Source organism: Variovorax ginsengisoli (assembly GCF_030486595.1).
GTDB classification, from domain to species: domain Bacteria; phylum Pseudomonadota; class Gammaproteobacteria; order Burkholderiales; family Burkholderiaceae_C; genus Variovorax; species Variovorax ginsengisoli_B.
Genome location: NZ_JAUJZH010000010.1, coordinates 146,149 through 161,487 on the forward strand (window position 1 = coordinate 146,149; position 15,339 = coordinate 161,487).

11 protein-coding genes and 1 riboswitch are annotated in these 15,339 nt (G+C 69.6%); of the genes, 2 read left to right on the top strand and 9 right to left on the bottom strand.

Annotated elements, in window-relative coordinates; all coding sequences use genetic code 11:
- Positions 1-56: 56 nt before the first annotated feature.
- The 9 genes from QZH52_RS15965 to QZH52_RS16005 form a co-directional block, all read right to left on the bottom strand.
- Positions 57-497, bottom strand: coding sequence for a type IV pilin protein (locus QZH52_RS15965; protein WP_301810755.1), 441 nt, complete (start codon positions 495-497; stop codon positions 57-59).
- Positions 494-2,566, bottom strand: a complete 2,073-nt coding sequence (locus QZH52_RS15970) for a pilus assembly protein (RefSeq protein WP_301810757.1) — start codon at positions 2,564-2,566, stop codon at positions 494-496. The genes QZH52_RS15965 and QZH52_RS15970 overlap by 4 nt, the downstream gene beginning before the upstream one ends.
- Positions 2,567-2,573: 7 nt before the next feature.
- Positions 2,574-3,275: a pilus assembly PilX family protein gene (locus tag QZH52_RS15975; protein WP_301810759.1), complete on the bottom strand. Its 702-nt coding sequence runs from the start codon at positions 3,273-3,275 to the stop codon at positions 2,574-2,576.
- A gap of 8 nt (positions 3,276-3,283) precedes the next feature.
- Positions 3,284-4,042 (bottom strand): hypothetical protein, encoded by a 759-nt coding sequence (locus tag QZH52_RS15980; protein ID WP_301810761.1) that lies wholly within the window; start codon positions 4,040-4,042, stop codon positions 3,284-3,286.
- Positions 4,029-4,565 (bottom strand): type IV pilus modification protein PilV, encoded by a 537-nt coding sequence (pilV, locus tag QZH52_RS15985; protein ID WP_301810762.1) that lies wholly within the window; start codon positions 4,563-4,565, stop codon positions 4,029-4,031. Before pilV ends, QZH52_RS15980 begins: the two co-directional genes overlap by 14 nt.
- Positions 4,553-5,122 (bottom strand): GspH/FimT family protein, encoded by a 570-nt coding sequence (locus tag QZH52_RS15990; RefSeq protein ID WP_301810764.1) that lies wholly within the window; start codon positions 5,120-5,122, stop codon positions 4,553-4,555. Before QZH52_RS15990 ends, pilV begins: the two co-directional genes overlap by 13 nt.
- A 127-nt stretch (positions 5,123-5,249) precedes the next feature.
- The gene (gene nrdR / locus QZH52_RS15995) at positions 5,250-5,693 is read right to left on the bottom strand and encodes a transcriptional regulator NrdR (protein ID WP_286522549.1); all 444 of its coding nucleotides are present in this window, start codon (positions 5,691-5,693) and stop codon (positions 5,250-5,252) included.
- A 15-nt stretch (positions 5,694-5,708) separates the two neighbouring features.
- Positions 5,709-6,953, bottom strand: a complete 1,245-nt coding sequence (gene glyA / locus QZH52_RS16000) for a serine hydroxymethyltransferase (RefSeq protein ID WP_301810766.1) — start codon at positions 6,951-6,953, stop codon at positions 5,709-5,711.
- A gap of 41 nt (positions 6,954-6,994) precedes the next feature.
- A riboswitch (ZMP/ZTP riboswitch) is annotated at positions 6,995-7,122 on the bottom strand.
- Positions 7,123-7,160: 38 nt separating this feature from the next.
- On the bottom strand, positions 7,161-8,006 hold the full coding sequence (locus QZH52_RS16005) for a transglycosylase SLT domain-containing protein (RefSeq protein ID WP_301810768.1): 846 nt from the start codon (positions 8,004-8,006) through the stop codon (positions 7,161-7,163).
- Between the two features lie 607 nt (positions 8,007-8,613).
- On the opposite strand from QZH52_RS16005, the gene QZH52_RS16010 reads away from it, so the two are divergent.
- Together QZH52_RS16010 and QZH52_RS16015 are read left to right on the top strand one after the other, a co-directional pair.
- Complete coding sequence (locus QZH52_RS16010; protein WP_436411588.1) at positions 8,614-12,417, top strand: DUF748 domain-containing protein; 3,804 nt, start codon at positions 8,614-8,616, stop codon at positions 12,415-12,417.
- A gap of 90 nt (positions 12,418-12,507) precedes the next feature.
- A complete protein-coding gene (locus tag QZH52_RS16015) occupies positions 12,508-15,312 on the top strand; it encodes a DUF349 domain-containing protein (protein WP_301810772.1) in 2,805 nt (934 codons plus the stop codon).
- The last annotated feature ends 27 nt before the right edge of the window (positions 15,313-15,339 follow it).

Here is a 15,339-nt window from a genome sequence, read left to right on the forward strand (position 1 = left end):
ACGGGGTCGGATGCGTGGGCAGGCGGGGGGGCGTGGTGGTGCTCAGGATCGGACTTTCAGCGGTTCCAGCATTCGGCCTGGAGGGCCTCGGTGGCGCTGGCGGAAGCGAGGCCCCGGAGACCGGCCTGGTCGATTGTGAAGCCGCCGCATCTGTCGCCGACCTGGGCCCCCCGGGGAGTGGCGGTCAAAGTGTAGCCGCTGCCCTTGGCCTGCGAGGCCTCGAAGCCGATGGCATAGCTGTTTGAAGGCACGCCTTTCAAGGTCTCCGGGAAATCGGCTTCGTCGTCGAGATAGCTGCCCGTGCGGGTCGCGACGCGCTCGAGCCAGTGCGACGCTTGCAGCAATCCGGCCCGGGCTTCGGCCCGCCGGCCTCGCCGAACGGCTTCGTGGTAGCCCGGCAGCGAAAGGGCGGCGAGGATGGCCACGATGGCGAGGGCGACCATGAGCTCGATCATCGAGAAGCCCGCCGTTTGCCAGGGTGCGCGCCGCGGCGTCATTGCATCTGGCGCCAGCTCGGGCGCCGGATGAAGGTGCCGAGCCGATGCCGGGCGGGCGGCGCCTGCACGCCGGGCGCGGACACGCCGGTCTCCTGCTGGGCGTCCCGGCTGCCGACGCCGGGCCCGGTCTCGATGCGCGACGGCTGCCCGCTCGTCGTCGCCGGCAGGTCGACGTAGAGCGGCGACTTGGGCGCCGCACCGTTGACGATGTCGATCGTGGTTCGAAAGTGCCGTGCCGCGCTGCTTTTCGTTCCGTCGGAGCTCGCCGGAACGATGCTCCAGATGTCGATCAGGTCGCCCTCGAACCAGCTCGGGTGCTGCAGCACGCGCTCGCGCGCGACTGGTAGATCAAGGAACCACCCTCCGCGCGCCTGGCTGCCGGTGTAGGGGACGGGGTTGGACGACACCGTGCCGGGACCACGGCCCTTGCCGGTGCGCAAGCTCTGCGCCACCAGCGCGTCTCGGCCCGTGTCGATCGGGCCCTGGCCCTGCGTCCTGACGCCGCTGACCGCCGAGTCGTCGCGGACGCCGTAGACCGTCTGCACCTGGCTGTCGACGCGGTCGGCGACCGTGAGTTCGCGCCCGGTCCCGAATGCCAGCATCAGGCCGCCGTCCGGATGCGCCTTCCAGACCGGTGCGGTCGTGATCGGCTGGCGTGACACGACGGGGCCGGGGCGGGTCGCGATGAACAAGGGAACCCCGCCAAAGGCGACTTCCCATTGACCGGGCGAGACTGCGCCGAGGTCGAACTTCCAGAGGTTGCCGTGCAGGTCGCCCGCATAGGCAAGGTCGGGGGTGCCGTTGCCGTCGAGGTCGATCAGGCGCGGCGCCGAAAGCCCGTTGCCGCGGCCCGCGACCTTGTCGCCCTCGGCTGCGATCTTGAACAGTTCCCGTCCTTCGTCGAGGTACTGGATCAGCAGGACAGCCCGTTCGTCGGCGCTGTTGTAGCCGTTGCCCATCACCAGCGCCCAGCGGCCGTTGTTCATGCGCGCGATCTGGCGGCTGAGTGCTGGATCGCCGGCTTCGATCACGGGGGCGCTCGTCAGGTGCCCGATATCCCGGTCCAATCCGGCGCTGCGGGTGCGGTCGAGCACCACCAGCGCGGCTGCGTTGGCGGCGTCGAAGGCACTCGGATCGGTGACGTCCAGCACGAAATAACCCCGGCCACCGGCGCCGAGGAAGCCCGCGAGGTAGGTTCTCCAATGGTGGGCGTCGCGGCTGCCGGGCGGCCCCAGATAGAGGTCGCCGGTGAGTGGCGAACCGTCGACGAAATAGGTGTGCTGGTAGTCGGGTTGGGTGAGCGTCCCGATCCCAGGGTGCAGGCCTTCGGGCAGGTAGGCGATCTTTTCCTCGCCCGAGGCCGCATCGAAACCGTGCAGCAGGCCGTCGTTGCCGCCGACGTAGAGCATCGAGGGGCGCAAGCGCCTGGCGGCGCGAAAGGCCGCGTGATTCTCGGCCGCGTGCGGGCTCGAAGGCGGCCCCGCGAGCAGCCAGAGCTTGGAATTCACGATGTCGCTCTGGCGTGATGCCCGCGCGCGCAGCGGTCCGGGCGGCATGGCCGACTGCTCCCGGGTGCGGTCACCCCGGATGTGGTCCAGCCTTTCCTTGGCCCGTTCGGTGGCATCGGGCGCGGTGTCGAGGACCCCATCGACGGTCATGAGCGCCTGCTGCTGGGCCAGCGAGAGCGCGGGCCACTGCCAGGAGATTCCGGTGGTGGCACCGTCTTCGGTCCTGGCCGAGAGCACCAGGCGGTTGGCGGGCCAGCGGTCGTCGCGGGCATCCATGAGGTTCGCGGTGCCCCACAGACCGGCGGTGTCGAGCGCAGCGGTCGTGGCCCGGATCCGATAGCCGGTGACCGAACCGCTCCAGCCCCGCGCGTCGTAGGCGGCCACGAAGAGTGCGGCGTCGAGCCGGCTCGAACGTGAACTGGCCACCAGAGACGACAAAGCCGCGACTTCGACGGGCGCGGTGCTCAGCGGCAGGGGTTCGGCGAGGGCCGAGACGCTTCCCCCGCCGGTCGATGCGATGGCGGACAGCAAGGTCATGCCGAAGGTGCTGCGGGGTTTCATGCTGGACTCAGGAGCGATGCCGTTTCCATACCAGCGTGGTCTGGAGGACGGTTTGCGTGGCTGCCCGGTGCCCTTGGGCGATGGCCGTGATCCGGTAGACGAATGGCGTCTCGCTGTCGGGGGCGAGCGCCTCGGCCAATCCGCCACGGGTCGCCGCCGCGGTGTCGTAAGGCAGGAGTTCGACCCAGTACCAGGCCCGCTGCGCCGCGCCCGAGGCCAGCAGGGGATGGCCGCCGGCCGGCTCGCCCCCGGTGTAGGCGCCATGGGACGCCGCCACCTTCTTCATCTCGGCCAGAGCCGCCGCGTCGGTCCAGAACTGCGCCATCACGCGATCGGGGACGCAGATCCCCGCCGCGCAGGAGGGTGACCTGCCACCGAGGGCATCTTGCAGGTCCGACAGCTCGCCGGCATCGGTGGGATAGAACGCGCGTCCGCCCGCGGCATCCAGAACGCCCCAGGCCCGGCAACCCGGGCCTTCGCACGGGGAGCCATCGGCTTGCAGGCCCCGGATGTCGGATTCGGCGTCGCGCAGCATGGCCTGGGCGGCCTCGAACGTGCGCTGGTGGTCGCTGTCGACGCCGGTGGCCATTTCGATGATCAGGGCGATGCGCGAGGACCCGAGCACCAGCAGGGTGGTCAAGAGCACCACCACGAAGACCACGAACAGCGCGATGCCGCGTTGGCGTGGGCGGGACGCGCGGCTTGGCACTCGGGGCCTCATTGCGGCCGCACGCTGAAGACGTTGCGCGACACCAGGTGCGCACGTCCGTTGGAAGGCCGGTCGCCATCGCAGCCCCGGTAGACCTGCCCTGCTTGTGGACTTTTCTCGCTGCCTTGCAGGTCGAGGCAGATCTCGATCGCGGCGACGGCCCCCCAGCGCTTCAGGGCTTCGACCTCGCGGGCCGCCATGATCTGGACGCCATCGGAGGTGGCGACCCGGTAGCGGACCTGGAAGTCGGCGACACCGCTGACCAGCGGCTGCTTTCGGCGGCCGGTGCAGCTCAGTTGGCCCTTGGCATCGACTTCGAAAGTCGCGTCGACGCGCTCGCCGCCGGAAACCCCGGAGCCGCTGCAGTCGTACTGCCCCGGTGCCTTCGCCCATGCAGCGGCGGCAAAGGCGACCGAAACCTTGTCGGGCGCGGCCCCCTTGCCGTCGACGCCGAACACGGCGAAATCCGTGCCGGCCGCCTGCGCACGGCTGGGACCGAACGCGTAGCGTCCGGTGACCTCGTTGCGCATCAGCTCGACCGCCCCGGCCTGGCGGAACTGCAGCCCGATCACGTGCAGCGCATAGGCGCCTTGCTGCTGCAACTGGCTGAGGTCGGCGACGGCTCCGGCGGCCTCGCGCGACAGCAGCAGCGTGGCCAGGGCCGACATCATGACCAGCATGCCGACCACCAGCCCCGCCAGCAGTTCGAGCAGGCTCAGGCCGCGCTCGCGGCCCGGGCGCGGACGCGGACGGTCAAGGTTGGACATGCGCCAGGTGGCAGGTGAGGCCCGTCGGGCAATCGAAACCGGCTGGCGAGTCGACCACGAGGGGTTGGCGATAGGCCGCATCGCCCCCTGCGCGCTCATTGGCGCGCCACGCCACCATCACGCCGAGCAACTGCCCTCGACCGGCTTCGTGGCCGCCAGTTGCGAAGACCTGGCCCGCGCCGCGGGGCAGGGTGTCCGCGATCGCCAGCTTCCAGGCTGCGAGATCCCAGTGCGCCAGCATTCCGGCGTCGCAGGCGGCGATTCTGCAGTCGGCCCGGGCCGGCATCGGCCCCGGTGCGTCGAGATGGTCTTGCGGCGGGCCAAAGGCTTCGGGGTGGGTCTTGATGCGCTCCGCGAAATCCTCGATCAGCCGCACGGACTGGGCACGCCCAACGCTGGTCCGGGTGTCGGCGAGCGTTCGCAACTGCACCCCGAGCATGCCCAGCACCGCCACCGCGAGGATCGACATCGCCACCAGCGACTCGAGCAGGCTGATGCCGGCTTGGCGGTTCAATCGGGACATTTGTCGGCCTGCTGGAACGCTTGAAGTCGACCGCCTACGGACATGCACAGGACCATTGCGGCGGTCTTGTCATCGTTGCCGGCCGGGCTCAGCGCCACGCTGAATCCGAGGGTGTTGCCGAAGCGTCCCCAACGGTTCAGGGAGAGTTGCGATGTCGCTTGCGCGGTGCGGAACATCACCTTCACGTGCTCGGGTGCGGGCCAGGCCTGGAGGATTTCGCCGCCTGCGCGGCGGGTGCCGTCTTCGGGGACCTCGACGAGAATCTGCCATCCGCAACTCCAGTCGGCGACTTCGCGGACCACGCAGCCGGGCGGCGAGGCCTTCCGCAGCGTGACGTGGCCGCCGCGCCGCAGCGCCTCCGCGCGCGCCAGGTAGATCGTGGCGGTCATGTCCTCGCCGGCGCGGCGCAGCCGATAGCGTTCGATGACGCCGCCGAAGCTCGGCATCGCGAGGGCAGCGAGGATCGCGGCGATGGCGAGCGCCGCGACCAGTTCGATCGTGCTGAGACCCGTGGATCGCCCAAGGGAGCGGGACAGGTGAAGAGGCAGAGTGGGCATCACCGCCCGAATGCTAGGCGCGGCAGAACCCCTGGCCGACGCTCAGCGGCCCGAGGGGCGCATCGTCATGACAGACGGCGGATTGCTGCCAGGGTCAACAAACCACGACCAATGTGAGGTCAGGGTGTCAGATGTCCCTGAGCAACTGCCTGAACTCGTCCACGTCCTCGAAGCTGCGGTACACCGAGGCGAAGCGCACGTAGGCCACCTTGTCGAGCCGCTTGAGCTCGCGCATGACCAGTTCGCCGACCTTGGTCGATTCGATCTCGCGCAAGCCGCTGGACAGCAGCTCTTGTTCGATGCGCAGCAGCGCGTTGTCGATCTGTTCGATGCCGACCGGCCGCTTGCGCAGCGCCAGCATCATCGAGGCCCGCACCTTGGCGGTGTCGAAGTCGGCCCGGCTGCCGTCCTTCTTGACCACCACCGGAAAGTTGACGTCCGGCCGCTCGTAGGTGGTGAAGCGCTTGTCGCAGCCACCGCACTGGCGCCGGCGGCGCACGAAGTCGCCGTCTTCCGACACCCGGGTCTCCATGACCTGGGTCTCCAGATGACCGCAGAAGGGGCACTTCATGCGCTGTCGTGCCGGTTACTTGTAGACCGGGAAGCGGCTCGTGAGCGCGTGCACCTTGGCCCGCACCGCATCGATGTTCGCGGCGTCGCGCGGGTTCTCGAGCACGTCGGCGATCAGGTTGGCGGTGGCGCGCGCTTCCTCGTCCTTGAAGCCGCGGGTGGTCATCGCCGGCGTGCCGATGCGCACGCCGCTGGTGACCATCGGCTTTTCAGGGTCGTTCGGGATCGCGTTCTTGTTGATCGTCATGTGGGCCGCGCCCAGCACGGCTTCGGCTTCCTTGCCGGTGATGCCCTTGGCGCGCAGGTCGACCAGCATCACGTGGCTCTCGGTGCGGCCGCTGACGATGCGCAGGCCGCGCTCGGTAAACGTCTCGGCGACGATCCGGGCATTGGTCACGACCTGCTGCTGGTAGGCCTTGAACTCGGGCGACAGCGCTTCCTTGAAGGCCACCGCCTTGGCCGCGATCACGTGCATCAGCGGGCCCCCCTGCAAGCCGGGGAAGATGGCGCTGTTGATCGCCTTCTCGTGCTGCGACTTCATCAGGATGATGCCGCCGCGCGGGCCGCGCAGGCTCTTGTGGGTGGTCGAGGTGACGACGTCCGCGTGCGGCACCGGGTTCGGGTACACGCCCGCGGCCACCAGGCCGGCGTAGTGGGCGATGTCGACCATGAAGATGGCACCGACATCCTTGGCGACCTTGGCGAAGCGCTCGAAGTCGATCCGCAGCGAATAGGCCGAGGCGCCGGCGATGATCAGCTTCGGCAGGTGCTCGTGCGCCTTGCGTTCCATGGCGTCGTAGTCGATGGCTTCGTCGGCGTTCAGGCCGTAGCTCACGACGTTGAACCACTTGCCGCTCATGTTGAGCGGCATGCCGTGGGTCAGATGGCCGCCTTCGGCCAGGCTCATGCCCATGATGGTGTCGCCGGGCTTCAGAAAGGCCAGCATCACGGCCTCGTTGGCCGAGGCGCCGCAATGCGGCTGCACGTTGGCGGCGTCGGCGCCGAAGATCTGCTTGATGCGGTCGATGGCGAGCTGCTCGGCCACGTCGACGTGCTCGCAGCCGCCGTAATAGCGCTTGCCCGGATAGCCCTCGGCGTACTTGTTGGTGAGCTGCGAGCCCTGGGCGGCCATGACGGCCGGCGAGGCGTAGTTCTCGCTCGCGATCAGCTCGATGTGGTGCTCCTGGCGGGCGTTCTCGGCCTGGATGGCAGCCCAGATTTCAGGATCGGTCTGTTCGACCAGGATGTTGCGGTGATACATGGCAGTCCTTCAAGACGATGGTCCTTGTTCTTCAACCAAACAAGGGCTGCCCAGGCGAACGGCTGATCACCCGCAAAAGAACCGCGGGCGGCACGCTTCCCAGTGGTAGTCCACGTCAGCGCAATGCACCTGAAAAGGGTTGCGCCTATCGCCAGTCGCGTGCCGGCCGAGTGTAGCCGACAGTGGGCGCCGGCGCGGCCCGAAGGGCTAGGAATCCCCGAGCAGGGCGACTTGCTGCGGATCGGGTTGGGCCGGCTTGGCCGCCGCCGGCGGCGCCACGACCTGGACCGGATTGGCGCGCGGCGCCGTCGTCGTGGTGGGCGGCGCGCGGCCGGCGACCACCTGGCGCAGCCGCTCGTGCTCGGCCAGCACCTTGCCGGCATAGCCGCCGTCCTCGGTCAGATTGGCGGCACCGACGTAGTAGCGCAGGCCGCCCTCGAGGGAGCCGGCCCGGGCGATGCATTCCTGCAGCACCTTGACGCCGACCCGCATGTTGGTCACCGGGTCGAAGGCGGTCAGGGTTCCGCCGGCGCTTTCGTACTTCTCGCCGTGGACCCGGGTCATGACCTGCATCAGGCCCTGGGCGCCGACCTGGCTCTGGGCGAAGGGGTTGAAGCTGGACTCGACCGCCATGATCGCCAGGATCAGGGTCGGGTCGAGCTTGGTCTTCTTGCCGAGGTCGAAAGCCTCGGCGACCAGCACGCTCAACGGCTCGGCGGCCACCCGGTACTTCTTGCTGAGCCAGTAGGCCACCGCGGCCTGCTGCTTGGGCAGTTCGTGGGGGCTGGCGGCGGTGGTCCGTTCGATCGCGGTGGGCTCGAGATCGCTGACCTCGACGGCCTCGGGCGCGGGCTTGCGCGATTGCAGCCAGCCCATCAGCTGCTCTTCGCCGGTCTGGCGCAGGTCCGGACGGGCGGCCAGCGCCAGCACGGCGAACACGGTGGCCAGGCCGAGCAGGGCGAAGCTGTTGTGCGTGATCTCGAAGAAGCCGTCGACCACGTCGGACACGAAGGTCCGTAGCCCGCGGGCTGTGGCATCTAACGCCTGTTTCATCGCTCTTCCTTTCTGTGCGGCACCCGTTCGCAGCGCCATGGGGGCGGAGCAGAATGGAAGCGGCGCTTGGATTGGTACGAATCAGGCCCGCGCGAAAAAGAGGGAGAGAGCGCGGCCGCCTGATCAAGCCGGCAGATGCCGGCAGCGGATTTGGGAGAGTCCGGCCACTCGGGGGCTCGGGAAAGATTGGCATTCTAGGGACCGCTAAATATCTGGTCAAGAATATGAAATAGGTTTGATATTCCAATTGTGATGTAAAGAAATGTATGAAATAGTGCACGAATCGGTGGCACCGAGTCCATTGAAAACGCGATTTGCAATCCATCCGCATAGCGCATAGGCTCTACTTGCCTGAGCTATCAGGCGTCTACCAAGGTCCAGTGGCCCGACGAGCAAAATCCGACGGTCCAGCGGCTGAGGCCCAACGGTGGCAATCCCTTGCTGCCAGCATGACCGGAACGATTGAACTTCCGGTCGAGCGAAAAGATGGCATGGGTGTTTCGCCCGCCATCGAGCCCGGAGGCCTGACTTCGCGTCGAGCCGCCGGGCTTTCTCACTTTGGGGCCGCCATGGGTTTGGGGCACACTCCCCGTCGATGAATGCTGCTTTGCTGAAACAGAACAAATGGGTGCGGCGCGGGGTCTGGGCGTTGCTGATCCTGCTGGCGGTCTGGGTGATCGCCTGGCTGGCGGTACCGCCGATCGTCAAGGGCCAGGTGCAGAAGATCGCCAGCGACAAGCTGGGCCGCCAGGTCACGGTGGGCAAGATCGAGTTCAAGCCCTGGACGCTCGAGCTGGCGGTGAACGACCTGCGCATCGCCACCGCCGACGGCAGCCAGCCGCAGGTCGCCGTCAAGCGCATCTATGTCGACGCCGAGCTGCAGTCCATCCTGCGCCTCGCACCGGTGATCGACGCGGTCCGGATCGAGGCGCCGGCGATCCAGCTCACGCACCTCGCCGATGGCCGCTACGACATCGACGACATCCTGGCCCGGCTGACTCCTGCGCCGGAGCCCGCCGATGCACCCAAGAAGGATCCGCCGCGGTTCGCCGTCTACAACATCGCCATCACCGACGGCGCCGTCGACTTCAGCGACGAAACCGTCAAGCGCCGCCACGAGTTGCGCGAATTCGCGCTCAGCGTGCCCTTTCTGAGCAACCTGGCCTCCAAGCGCGAGATCAAGACCGAGCCGAAGCTGGCCTTCGTCCTCAACGGCAGCAAGTTCGATTCGGCGGCCGAGTCGACGCCGTTCGCCGCCAACCGCAAGACCGACGCCCGCATCAACTTCCAGGGGCTCGACCTGGTGCCCTATTTGGGCTACATCCCGGGCGGGCTGCCGGTGGCGCTGAAGGCCGGCAAGCTGGATGCCGACCTGAGGATCGATTTCGAGCAGGCGGCGACGGCCGGGCTCAAGATCACCGGCAGCATCGCGGCCAACGGCATCAAGGTGGTGGACGCGAAGGGGCGCGACCTGCTCGGCTTCGATGCGCTCAAGGTCGCGCTGGCCGACGTCCGCCCCCTGGAGCGCGTGGTTCATCTGAGCGAAGTGGCGCTGGCCGGGCCCGATCTGGTCGTCGCCCGCGACGCCGCGGGGCGCCTCAATCTGCTGGCGACCGACCCGAGCACCGGCGCGGCCGACAAGCCGGCGGCCGCGCCGGCGCCGGCCGCCGACGGCGCGGCCCCGCCGGCCGAGCCGCAGCCCTGGCGGATCCAGGTCGACAAGGTGGCCCTAAGCGACGGCCAGATCGGCTGGCGCGACCAGACCACCCGGCCCGCAGCGGCGATCGACGTCAAGCAACTGGCGCTCGAGGTCCAGGCCGTGACCTGGCCGATGGAGAAGCCGGCCACCTTCAGCGGCTCGACCTCGGTGGGCGGCGCGGCCCTCAAGTTCAGCGGCGAGGCGACCGACAAGCGGGCCCGGGTCGCCACCGAGATCGACGCGCTGCCGTTGTCGCTGGCCGCGCCGTATCTGGCGCAGAGCCTCGAACCCTCGCTCGACGGCAAGCTGAGCGGCAAGGTCGATGTCGAGTGGACGCAGCCTGAGCTGAAGTTCAAGGCCCGCAGCGTGGTCGCCGACGGGCTGGCCCTGACGCAGGAAAAGACGGCGCTGGTCAGCGTCGGCCGCTTCGAACTGGTCGACGCCGAGGCCGACATGACCAGGCACACCCTGACGGTGGCCTCCTTCACCGCCTCGAACCCGAAGTTGCGGGTCGTGCGCGACAACGAGAAGCGCTGGATGTTCGAGCGCTGGCTGAAGGCGCCGGCGGACAGCAGCCAGGCCGGCACGGCCGACGCCAAGGTCGCGGCGCCCAAGGATCCGAAGGCGGCCGAGGGCGCGCCGGCGGGCGCCAACACCACGCCGTGGTCGCTCGCCATCGGCAAGCTGGCGATCGACAACGGCGCGCTGAGCTACGAGGACAACGCCGGCGCCACGCCGGTGGCCTTCGAGATCAGCGCCTTCACGCTGAACGCGCAGAAGCTGGCGCCGAACACGGCCACCGTGTCGCCGCTCAAGCTGTCGGGCCGCATCGCTGCCGGGCGGGCCGAGGCGGGGCGCTTCGAGTACGACGGCAATCTGGTGCTGAAGCCGATCGCGGCCGAAGGCCGGCTGGTGGTGGGCTCGCTGCCGGCCCATGCCTTCAAGGCCTACTACGCGGACGCACTCAATATCGACATCCGCCGCGCCTTCGCCAGCTACCGCGGCACGGTCAAGGTCGCGACCCTGCCGGCGGGCCTGAGCGTCAACCTGGCCGGCGACACCGCGGTCGACGAATTTCGCGCCAACAGCGTCGTGCTGACGCAGGCGCCCGGCCTGTCGAGCAACCGGCAGCTGCTGAGCTGGAAGACGCTGGGCATGCGTGGCCTGCAGGTGGCAATGGTGCCCGGCGCGCCGCTCAAGGTCGACGTCCGGGAGACCTCGCTGACCGATTTCTACGCCCGCGTGATCATCGACCCGACCGGCAAGCTCAACCTGCTGTACCTGGTCAAGCAGCCCGGGCAGCCGGCGGCCGGCGAGGCGCCGGCGGTCGAGGTCGAAAGCAAGCGCAGCCTGGGCGGCACCACCACGACCACTGCCCGGCCGCGCTCGGCAAGGCCCCGCGCGCCGGCGCCGCAGCAGGCGCCGCCGCAGGAGATGGTGGTCGGCGGCGGCCCCGACACACCGGCCGCGGCACCGGTGGCGGCCGCGCCGGCGCCGGTCGACAACGCGATGGCGCCGGTGATCAATTTCGGCCCCATGAGCCTGGTCAACGGCAAGATCGACTTTTCCGACCTGTTCATCAAGCCCAACTACTCGGCCGACCTGACCGAGCTGACCGGCAAGCTGAGCGCCTTCTCGTCGAAGCCCCAGGGCGACAAGCCCGCGCTGGCCGACCTCGAACTGCGCGGCAAGGCACAGCAGACCGCCTCGCTGGAGATCACCGGCAAGCTCAATCCGCTGGTCAAGCCGCTCGAGCTCGACATCACGGCGCGGATGAAGGAGCTCGACCTGCCGCCGTTGTCGCCCTATACGATCCGTTTTGCCGGCCACGGCATCGAGCGCGGCAAGCTCAGCATGGACGTCAACTACAAGATCGCCCCCGACGGCACGCTGACCGCGGCCAACAAGCTGGTGCTGAACCAGCTGCAGTTCGGCGAGCAGGTCGAAGGCGCGCCCGCCAGCCTGCCGGTGCGGCTGGCCGTGGCGCTGCTGGCCGACCGCAACGGGGTGATCGACATCGACCTGCCACTGCGCGGATCGATCAACGACCCGCAGTTCAGCATCGGCCCGCTGATCCTGAAGGCGATCGTGAACCTGCTCGCCAAGGCCGTCACCGCGCCTTTCGCGCTGCTGACCGGCGGCTTCGGCGGCGGCGGGGGAGACTCAAGCACGATCGCCTTCGCGCCCGGCAGCGCCGAACTGTCCAAGGAGGCGAAGGAAAACCTCGACAAGGTGGCCAAGGCGCTGAACGACCGGCCGGGCCTGCAGATGACCGTGGTCGGCACCGCCAGCCTCGACAAGGAACGCGACGCCTACCAGCGCCAGCGGCTGCGCGAGATGACGCAGGCCGAAAAGCGCCGGGTCGCGATCCGCGCCGGCAAGGACGCGGCCGAGGTGGCTCCGGTCACCGACACCGAATATCCGGAGCTGCTGACCGCCGTCTACAAGCGTTCGGAGGTCACCAAGCCGCGCAACGTGGTCGGGCTGGCCAAGGACCTGCCGGTCAAGGACATGGAAGACCTGCTGCTGGCCAGCATTCCGGTCGACGAGGAGTCGATGCGGCAGCTGGCCGTGGCGCGGGGCGCGGCGGCCCGGGACTACCTGCTCGAGCAGAAGCTGCCGACCGAACGCCTGTTCCTCGGCGCGGTCCGCACCAAGGCCGAAGGGGCCGACTGGAAACCCGGCGCCGAACTGAAACTGGCGACCCGTTGACCCGCAGCACCGCAAGTCGGTGAAAATGGAGCCATGCGCCGGCCAAATGCCGGCGCCTCGCTTTTTCTTACAGATAACGACATTCGCTCAGTGACTTCAACTTCCTCCAAGCCTCACGACCTCCAGTCCCTCGACACCTTGACCGGGGGTGCCTTCACCGCGCCGACCTCTGGCGAGCGCGCCCAGCGCATCCGGGATTGGCTCGCGGCCAACCCGACGCCCGAGCAGATGCAGGACGTCTTCAAGGAGCTGAGCGGGCGCGACAAGGGCGCCGCCAGGCTGCTGCGCGAAAAGCTCGACGAGCTCAAGCGCGCCAAGAGCCAGGAGGCGATCGCCGTCGAATGGACCCACAAGGCCGAGGCCCTTCTGGCCCAGCCGAAGCTCAACATCGCCGATGCGCTGGCCTGGCAACGCGACGCCGCCAAGGCCGGCGCGCCGCTGTCGCGCGAGCCCCTGGCCGGTTTCAAGGCCCGGCTGGCCGAGCGCGTGAAGGGCATCGAGGACCTGCAGCACCGGGCCCAGGTCCATCGCGAGGCGGCGGTGCTGCTGGCGCAGCGCTTCGAGGTGCTCTCGACCAAGAGCTGGCGCGATGCCCAGGGCGTCGAAGAGGCCCTGCGGGCCGACGTGGCGCACTGGCAGCAGCAGGCGGCCGAAATCGTGGCTGACCCCAACTGGAGCAGCCTCGATGCCCGATTCGCGCCCCAACTCGAGTCTTCCAAGGCGCAGCTGCTGGTGGTGTCCGACGCCTTCCACGGCGCCCTGACCCTGGCCGTGGCCGCCGCCGCGGACGCCGCGGCGCCGTTGCCCCCGGTGCCGGTCTGGGCCGACGAGCTGCGGGTGGCCCGTGGCGGCACGCCCGAGGCCGCGCCGGCGCCGGCCAAGCCGCCCGCGCCCAAGATCGACCCCGAGAAGCGCGCCGCCGCGCAGGATGCGGTCCAGGCCGCGCTCGCCAAGCTCGAGCAGGAAACCGCTGAGGGCCACGGCAAGGCCAGCGCCGGTGCGGCCGCCGCGCTGCGTGCGGTGCTCAAGGACCACGGCAAGCTGGTCGAGCCGCCGCTGGAGGCCCGCGTCCATGCGGCGCTGGTGGCCGCAGGCGAGCTCGAAGGCTGGCAGCGCTGGAGCGCCGACAAGGTGCGCGAAGACTTGGTCGCCAAGGCCGAAGGGCTGCTGAAGCGGCCCGAAGGCCAGGCGCTGGGCGGCCGCAAGATGCAGGAGACCCTGCGCGCCCTGCGCGAGCAATGGAAGCAGGCTGACCAGGGCGGCGTGCCCAACCATGCACTCTGGAAGCGTTTCGACGAAGCCTGCAACGAAGCCCACAAGGTGGTCGAGGCCTGGCTCGAGAAGGTCCGTGCCGACGCCGCCGAGCATCGGGCGCTGCGAACCGCGCTGATCGAGGAAGTCAAGGCCTGGGCCGCCGAGCACGCCCAGGCGTCCGACCTGAAGGCGCACAATCGGGCTCTGCACCAGTTCGCCGATCGCTGGCGCGATGCCGGCCATGTCGGCGAAAAGGTGTTCGCCGAGCTGCAGGCCCAGTGGAACGAAGCCTTCGGTGCCGCCCGTGCGCCTTTCGAATCGGCCCAGAAGGCCAGCGTCGAGCGTCGCCAGGCGATGATTGCCGAGGCGGCCGAACTCGGCGCGGCGCCGATGCTGCGCATCGACGCGGTCAAGGCGCTGCAGCAGCGCTGGCAGCATGAGGCGCAATCGGTGCCGCTCGAGCGCCGCCACGAACAAAAGCTCTGGGACGCCTTCCGGGCCCCGATCGACGAAGCCTTCAACCGCAAGACGGCCGAGCGCGAGAAGGCTTCGGCCGCGATGAGCGAGCACGACCGCCACGTGCTGAATGCCTCCAAGGCGCTCGAGGCCGCCAACAGCACCGGCGATGCCCAGAAGATCCGTGCCGCGGTGGCGCAGCTCGAGGCCGCCCTGCGCGGCGAGGCCCCTCCGCCCGCAGCAGCGCCGGCCAGCGCGCCGAGCGATGGTCCCGCGGTCGGGGCGACCGAAGTGGTCGCCCCGGGGCAGGCGGCGGCCGAATTCGGCGAGAGCGCCGGCCAGGCGCCGGCGCCCGAGGATGCGGAGGCGCTGCCGTCGGCCGCGCCGGCCGACGCCCCCGCGGCGCCGGACCTGGTGGCGCCGGCCGATGGCGCCGACCCTTCGGCGCGCTCCGATGCCGAAGCCGCACCGGCTCCCGTGGCACCCCCGAAGCCGGCGCCGAAGCCGGTGATCGCTGTGCGCGGCGACGACCGTCCCGGCAACAAGAAAGCCGAGGCCATGCCCGCCGGCCGCGGCGGCAAGTTCGGCGATCGCCGCGATGCGCGTGGCGGCCCGGGCGGCCGCACCGGCGATCGGCCGGCACGGCCGGGCGAGCGTGGCGCGCCCGCCGGCGGCGGCCGCTTTGGTGATCGCCCGCCGCGCTTCGAAGACCGCGGTCCCCGCCTCGGCGAGGCGGCTTTCCGGGCCCAGCGCGAAGCGCTCGAGCGGGCTGAATTCGCACTGCGCAAGCTGGCGTCGCAGGCCCATGGCGAAGCGCTCACGCAGGTGCTCGGCGCCTGGGAGAAGCGCGACGCCGCGCAGTTGCCCAGCGTCCAGGAACTGGGCCGCGCGGTGACGCCGGCGGTGCGCAGCAGCTGGTCGCAGGCGATCGGCGCCGCGCCGTCGGCCCAGGCCGCCGACGCCGCCGAAGCGCTGCTGCGGCTTGAGATGGCGGCCGAAGTGCCGACGCCGGCCGAGCAGCTCGACGCCCGCCGGGCCCTTCAGCTCAAGCTGTTGACCCGGCGCGGCGATCCGACCCCGGAGCAGACCTGGGGCCAGGACGCCGGCAAGGTGCTGGCTGCCAGCCACGACGCTGCTTCGGCGCGCCGGCTGCAGAACGCACTCAAGGCACTGCTGCGCAAGTAAGGGCGGCGGCCGTCCCGCAAGGGGCGG